Origin of the sequence: Rhodoferax sp. (assembly GCF_028689305.1) — a bacterium.
In the GTDB taxonomy this organism is placed as follows: domain Bacteria; phylum Pseudomonadota; class Gammaproteobacteria; order Burkholderiales; family Burkholderiaceae_C; genus Rhodoferax.
In genome coordinates this window covers 4,492-11,302 of the sequence record NZ_JAQTWM010000101.1, presented here as the reverse complement: position 1 = coordinate 11,302, position 6,811 = coordinate 4,492, and the positions used below count along the sequence as shown (strand labels likewise).

Annotated in this window: 6 protein-coding genes; 5 read left to right on the top strand and 1 reads right to left on the bottom strand. The window is 61.2% G+C overall.

All coding sequences use genetic code 11. From position 1 onward, the window contains the following. Both PHW99_RS16000 and mobB read left to right on the top strand, forming a co-directional pair. The coding region (locus PHW99_RS16000) for a cytochrome C (protein ID WP_300179823.1) at positions 1–1,933 on the top strand (1,933 nt) is incomplete at its 5' end. An 18-nt stretch (positions 1,934–1,951) separates the two neighbouring features. Next, positions 1,952–2,494 (top strand): molybdopterin-guanine dinucleotide biosynthesis protein B, encoded by a 543-nt coding sequence (gene mobB / locus PHW99_RS15995; protein WP_300179820.1) that lies wholly within the window; start codon positions 1,952–1,954, stop codon positions 2,492–2,494. 50 nt (positions 2,495–2,544) lie between these two features. On the opposite strand, the gene PHW99_RS15990 is transcribed toward mobB, so the two are convergent. Continuing rightward, on the bottom strand, positions 2,545–3,243 hold the full coding sequence (locus PHW99_RS15990; RefSeq protein WP_300179817.1) for a TetR/AcrR family transcriptional regulator: 699 nt from the start codon (positions 3,241–3,243) through the stop codon (positions 2,545–2,547). A 109-nt stretch (positions 3,244–3,352) separates the two neighbouring features. On the opposite strand from PHW99_RS15990, the gene PHW99_RS15985 reads away from it, so the two are divergent. The 3 genes from PHW99_RS15985 to PHW99_RS15975 all read left to right on the top strand — a co-directional run. Further along, entirely contained in the window at positions 3,353–4,414 is a 1,062-nt protein-coding gene (locus tag PHW99_RS15985) for an ABC transporter substrate-binding protein (RefSeq protein WP_300179814.1), read from the top strand. Further along, complete coding sequence (locus tag PHW99_RS15980) at positions 4,414–5,496, top strand: ABC transporter ATP-binding protein (protein ID WP_300179811.1); 1,083 nt, start codon at positions 4,414–4,416, stop codon at positions 5,494–5,496. Before PHW99_RS15985 ends, PHW99_RS15980 begins: the two co-directional genes overlap by 1 nt. Positions 5,497–5,499: 3 nt before the next feature. Then, positions 5,500–6,811: ABC transporter permease subunit (locus PHW99_RS15975; protein ID WP_300179808.1), on the top strand; the 1,312-nt coding region annotated here is incomplete at its 3' end.

The window sequence follows — 6,811 nt, the reverse complement described above, 5'->3', positions numbered from 1 at the left end:
GAGTTTCTCCGCCCTTTGCGCAAGCCCAAAACTCGACAACACCACCTGCCTGAGTTGCCACGACGGCCAAAAAGCCAAAATCGAAGTGCCCGGCAAAGACGATGAAAAACGGGAATTGCATGCGGTGCTGCCCGACAAGTTCGGCCAAAGTGTGCACGCCAAAATGCAATGTGTGGCCTGCCACACCGACATCAAAGACAACGCTGAAACCGCCAACGCCCACAGCAAAGACCCAGCCCTGAAACTGGCCAAGGTCGACTGCGCTGGCTGCCATGAAACCCTCTGGCAAGAAGCCCAGAAAGCAGGCACCGCCAAAGACAAACCCAAGCTGGAACTGGTGGTCAAAAACATCCAGGCCTACAACAAGTCTTTCCATGCCCGCATGAGTGAAGACGACAAGACAAAACCCAACGCCACCTGCGACGACTGCCACGACACCCACAGCTTCAATGTGCCAGGCAAAAACACCCCCGCCTACGACCAATGGCGCTTGGGTATTGCCGAGTCCTGTGGCTCCAAATGCCACGAAGACCAGCTTGACAGCTACTCCGGCTCAGTGCACGGCAAGGCTGTCATGGACAAACAAGATGTCAAAGCCGCCGTGTGCACCGACTGCCACTCCAGCCATGCCATCACCAGCTCCAGCATCGACCCCTTCAAACTGGCGGTCACCGACCAATGTGGCTCCTGCCACAAAGACAATCTCAAAACCTACATGGCCACCTACCACGGGCAAATCAGCACCCTGGGTTATGCCTACACCGCCAAGTGTTATGACTGCCACGGCAGCCACAAGATCACCAAGGTGAGTGACCCCAAATCCACCGTGCATGCCAATAACCTGCTCAAAACCTGCCAGTCCTGCCACAGCGGCAAGAAAGAGCTGGCCTTGGCCCCGGCTGGGTTTGCCACCTACCAACCGCATGGTCACTCAGGGGACTTCAACAAATACCCGCAAATCTGGATCGCCTGGCAAATCATGCTGCAGTTGCTGGTCGGCACCTTTGCCTTCTTCTGGTTACACACCCTGCTGTGGTTCTACCGTGAATTCAAGGAACGCAAAGCCCATGCCGGTGAGAAACACATCCGCCTGGCCAGCGTGCCCGAACCCTACCGGGGCAAACACGTTCGCCGCTTCAGCCCGATCTGGCGGGTGGCCCACATCGTCTTCGCCTTGAGTTTGATGGTGCTGACCCTGACCGGCATTCCGCTGTTCTACCCGGCCTCGCCTTGGGCCTCGACCCTGATGAATGCACTGGGTGGGCCGCACATTGCGGGCATCATCCACCGCACCAATGCGGTGATCTTTGCCGGGGTGTTCTTCTGGCACTTGTTCTATGTGGTGTGGCGCTTGGCCAGGAACTGGCGCAGCTTCAAGATCTTTGGGCCGGAGTCTCTGGTGCCGAATCTGCAAGATGGCAAAGACATGATTGCCATGTTCAAGTGGTTCTTTGGCAAAGGGCCACGCCCGCAGTTTGACCACTGGACCTATTGGGAGAAGTTTGACTACTGGGCACCGTTCTGGGGGGTGACCATCATTGGGGTGAGTGGTCTGATCATGTGGCTGCCCAACTTCTTTGGGGCTTTCCTGCCGGGTTGGGTGTTCAACGTGGCGGCGATCTTCCATGCCGAAGAGGCGTTCCTGGCGGTGGTGTTCCTGTTCACCGTGCATTTCTTCAACAACCATTTCCGCCCCGACAAGTTCCCGGTGGAGGTGGTGATGTTCACCGGCAGCTTCTCGGTGGAAGAGTTCAAGCATGACCACGCCAAGGAGTATGAGCGGCTGGTGGCCAGTGGTGAGTTGGAGAAGTACTTGGTGAATGCCCCGTCACCCACCAGACTGGCGCTGTCCAAGGCCTTGGGCTTTGTGCTGATTGCCTGCGGCTTGACGCTGCTGACACTGGTCGGAATCGGGTTCTTTACACAGGTTTGATGCACAAAGGAGACCGTGATGAAGCTGTTTGGCATCGCCGGACATTCCGGCATGGGCAAGACAACACTGCTGGAGCGCCTGGTGCCGACCATTGCGGCCAGTGGTCTGACCGTATCCCTGATCAAGCACAGCCACAAAAACATTGACATTGACCGCCCGGGCAAAGACTCCTACCGCCTGCGTGAATCCGGCTGCAAGGAGGTGCTTTTGCTGGGCAATGATCGCTGGGCTCTGATGCACGAGTTGCGTGGCGCTGCGGAACCTGCGCTGGACTATCTGGTGGATCGCATGCAGCACTGCGACCTGGTGCTGGTGGAGGGGTTCAAGAACGGAGACTTTCCCAAGCTGGAAGTGTGGCGTGAGTCCCTGAACAAAAACACCCTGTGGCCAGACTGGCCCGGCATTGTGGCCATTGCCAGCGACCGACCACCGACATTGCCGTCACAAAGATCGGTGACACCCGGGCTATCACATCTGCACCTGTCGGACGTCACATCCATCGCCGAGTTTGTCCTGGCGCATGCTGTCGAATCCGAACCTCGTCGTAAACTATCATTTTGATAGCAACAACACCATATATATGGTGGGCTAATGGCTATTTTTATACCAAATCAATCCGACTCTGTCGTGCCCTGCAGTCCGGTGGCGCCAGTCCACACATCGGACAGGATTTTCGCCACCTCTTCTTCACTGAGCTTGAGCGCCACCAGGTTCGGGTTCTTGCGCACATACAGTTCGGTCAGGAAACCGTCCACCATGGCCTCCAGGGCGTAAGCCGTCGCCAGGGCAAAACGTGAACGGGTGCCGTCCTGCTGGCCGCTGCTTTGCATGATGACTTGCGCCACCTTGCGTGCCCACCAGTCGTTCAGGTCAAAGTGCTGCCGCTCGGCGCCGGACAGGGCTCGGCGCAAATGCTGGATCGACAGGATGACTTGCGCATTAACGGAAAAAAACCGCACATACGCCAGATTGGTCTCCAGCACAGCCGCCGCCGGGTCACGCGAGCGGCGCACCGGCTTGAGCGACAGCCGCAAAAAGGTCAGGAAATCTTCCAGCAGCTCCAGCACCAGGGCCTGCTTGCTGGGAAAGTAGTTGTAGAACGCGGTGCGCGTCACGTCGGCGTAATCGGACACGTCGCCGGTGGAAAAGCGGTCATAACCTTTTTCCTCCAGCAGGCGCGACGCCGCCGATTTGAGGGCAAAACGCGTGCGTTCCCCCTTGCGCAGCAGATCCACTTGGGCCGAGCGTTCGCCCAGCCAATCCACAAAGCGGCTGGGCAGGGGTGAAGTGGGTTCGGTCGTGGTATTCACAGGCGCAAGTATCGCGCGAAACCCACAAAACAAAGTTTTGTTGACATTTATGACAGTGGTGTCATAATTTTCTAAAACACACCCCAAAACCCTTTTACAGGAGACAAGCATGCCAATCGACAATTCACGCCGCCAAGTCATTCGCTCATTCGCAGGCGCCGGCCTGGGAATGATGATCTGGGTCAAAAACACCGAGGTGCTGGCCCAGGACAAACGCCTGGTCATCCGCGACCCGGGCGGTCCCTACGCCGAAGGTTTTGGCGAAGCCTTTTACAAACCCTTCAAGGCCGCCACCGGCATCGAGATCGTGCCCGCCACCGGCCAGCACCAGCCCACCTCCTTCATCAAGTCCATGGTCGAATCCAAGTCCTACACCTGGGACATGGCCCACGTGAGCAAAGACGTGCACGAGTCGCTGCTGGGCATGGGTTACCTGGAGCCGCTGAACCTGGACGCCGCGCTCAAAGACCTGCCGGCCCAATTCAAGACACCGTATTACGCCGGTGTGGACGTGGTGGGCAGCATCCTGGCCTACCGTACCGACAAATTCCCGGCGGGCAAGGCGCCCCGCACTTTCAAGGACTTTTGGGACACCAAGGCTTTCCCGGGCCGCCGCGCGCTGCGCCGCAACCCGATGGAAACCCTGGAATACGCGCTGCTGGCTGATGGTGTGCCCCCGGCATCCCTCTACCCGTTGGACCTGGACCGCGCCTTCCGCGCCCTGGAGCGCATCAAGAAAGACGTTGGCGTGTGGTGGACCAGCGGCGCCCAGACCTCGCAGCTGCTCAAATCCGGCGAAGTGGACATGTGCCCGACCTGGAACGCCCGCGCCCAGGTGGTGGCCGATGAAGGCGCACCGGTGGCCATCATGTGGAGTCAGTTCCTGTTCACCACCGAAGGCTGGATCATCCCCAAGGGCTCTCCCAAGGCCGACCTGTGCCGCGAGTTCATCAAGTTTGCCAATTCGCCAGAACGCCAGGCCACTTTCGCCAAACACCTCAGCTACGGGCCCACCCTGCCCGGCGCCTACAAGTTCATTGACGAAAAACGCGCCCGCACCTTCCCGGCCCACCCCGACAACATCAAGGGCGGGATTGACTGGAATGTGGCCTACTGGGCCAAAAACCGCGATACCGTCACCGAGAAATTCAACGCCTGGGTTACCGCCTGATGCAGGAGCTACGCATTCACGGCGTCAGCAAACGCTATGGCCACTTCACCGCGCTGGAGCCGACCGACCTGACCGTCGCCGCCGGCGAGTTTGTCACCCTGCTCGGCCCCTCGGGGTCGGGCAAGACCACCTTGCTGTCGCTGATTGCCGGGCTGGCTGAACCCGATTCCGGGCGCATCCTGCTCGACGGCGCCGACGTGTCGGGCCTGCCGGCGCACCGGCGCGGGCTGGGCATGGTGTTCCAGAACTACGCCCTGTTTCCCCACATGACCGTGGCAGAAAACGTGGCATTTGGCCTGCAGACACGGCGGCTGCCCGCCGCTGAGGTGCAGGACAAAGTCCAGCGTGCGCTAACCATGGTCCGGCTCGAAGCGCTGGCCCACCGCGTCCCCAAGGAACTCTCAGGCGGCCAGCAGCAACGGGTGGCGCTGGCCCGCGCCCTGGCTTACCAGCCCGCCATCGTGCTGATGGACGAACCGCTGGGGGCGCTGGACCGCAACCTGCGCGAGGAAATGAAGTTTGAAATCGCCCGGCTGCACCGCGAGCTCGGCACCAGCGTGGTGTATGTCACCCACGACCAGGAGGAAGCGCTGGTTCTGTCCGACCGCATCTGCCTGATGAACCGGGCGCGGGTGGAGCAGATTGACCCGCCAGAGACGCTGTACTTCAGGCCGCAGACCCGGTTTGCGGCCGAATTCCTGGGTGAATCCAACCTGCTGGACTGCACCGTGGCCCGCGCGCCCAACCAGCCGCTGGCACAGGTCTCGGTGGCCGCACTCGGCCTTGACCTGCAGCACGACACCCCGGCCGCCAACGGGCCAGCCTTGCTGATGCTGCGCCCGGAGTCGATCGAGATCGAGACCCCGCTGCACCCGGCCCCCACCGACGCCCTGCGCTTGCAGGGGGTACTGACCGAGCGCATCTTCCTGGGGCCCATGACCCGGCTGCTGGTGCGCATCGGGTCCAGCGAGCTCAAGGTGCTCAAACGCACCACCTCCATGCACGAACTGCGTGGCCTGGAACCTGGCACACCAGTGGGCATCTGGCTGGACTCCGAGCGCTGCCACATCCTGAAAGCGTAAAGAATGAACGCCGTGCTTCGACCGCTGTACCGCAACGCCGGTGCAGCACCCCTGCTGATCTTTCTGGCGCTGGCCTTCTTCATCCCGGTGGCTACCATTCTGGGCATGGCGGTCTGGACACCTGCCGACGGCCTGACCTTGGCGTCACTCCAGCGCATTGCCAGCACGCCGGTGTATGCCACGATCTTGCTGCGCACACTGGAAATCTCGGTGTGGACGACTGCCCTGTGCCTGCTGGGGGGCTTGCCCATCGCGTTGCTGATTCACCGTCTGCATGGCTCGGCCCGGTCGGTGGTTTACCTGTTGGTGCTGTTGCCGTTCTGGACCAGCTTTCTGGTCAAGTCATTTGCCTGGCTGGTGCTGCTGGGCAAAAACGGCACCGTCAATGCGTTGATCGTGCTGCTGACCGGTGAACCGGCCAGCGCCTCGCTGCTGTTCAACCTCAACGCGGTGCTGATTGGCATGGTGCATGGCCTGATGCCTTTTGCGGTGCTGACCATCCTGCCGGTGCTGGAGTCGATTGACCCGCGCCTGCTGCCCGCGGCAGCCTCTCTCGGCGCGCGCCCTGTCGAAGCTTTTGTCCGGGTGTTGCTGCCGCTGGCGCTGCCGGGCATTGCGGCAGCCGGGTTGATTGTGTTTGTCACCTCGGTGGGCTTCTTCATCGTGCCTGCCTTGCTGGGCGGGCCGCGTCAGACCATGGTGGCCAATGTTGTCATTGAGATGGTGCAGGAGCTGCTGAACTGGCCGCTGGCCTCCGCCGCTGCTGTGCTGATGTTTGCCGTGGTGGCACTGCTGTTTGGCCTCTACATCCGCAGCTTCGGCATTGAAACCCTGATCGGACGCGCCCGCACCGGCCGCCCGGCACCCGCGCAGGAAAACCTGAACCTCAAACGCCTGGCCTGGCAGCGCCAGTGCTGGGCCACCTGGGATCAGCTGACAGCGCCGCTGACCCACTTGCCCGGACTCCACAAACTGGTGCGGCTGTTGGCCTGGCTGGGTGGTGCGGCCCTGCTGATGTTTCTGGTGCTGCCGGCGCTGTTTCTGATCCCGGTCTCGTTCTCGACCTCCGGCATCATCGACTGGCCGCCCCAGTTTTTCTCATGGCAATGGTATGCGGCGCTGGACACCCCCGCCTGGCGCAGCGCCGCCTGGCGCTCGGCCACCGTGGCGGCCGCCACTGGCGTGCTGTCACTGGCGCTGGCCTACCCGGCCGCCGTCTGGTTTGTGCGCCAGGCCCAGCGCAGCCGGGTGCCGGTGCTGGTGCTGATGATTGCGCCCATGATCGTGCCGCGCATCATCATCGCCATTGGCCTGT

Coding starts and splice junctions, on each gene's coding strand:
- PHW99_RS15980 (WP_300179811.1), top strand. CDS start 4,414: ATGCAGGAGCTACGCATTCACGGCGTCAGCAAACGCTATGGCCACTTC.
- PHW99_RS15985 (WP_300179814.1), top strand. CDS start 3,353: ATGCCAATCGACAATTCACGCCGCCAAGTCATTCGCTCATTCGCAGGC.
- mobB (WP_300179820.1), top strand. CDS start 1,952: ATGAAGCTGTTTGGCATCGCCGGACATTCCGGCATGGGCAAGACAACA.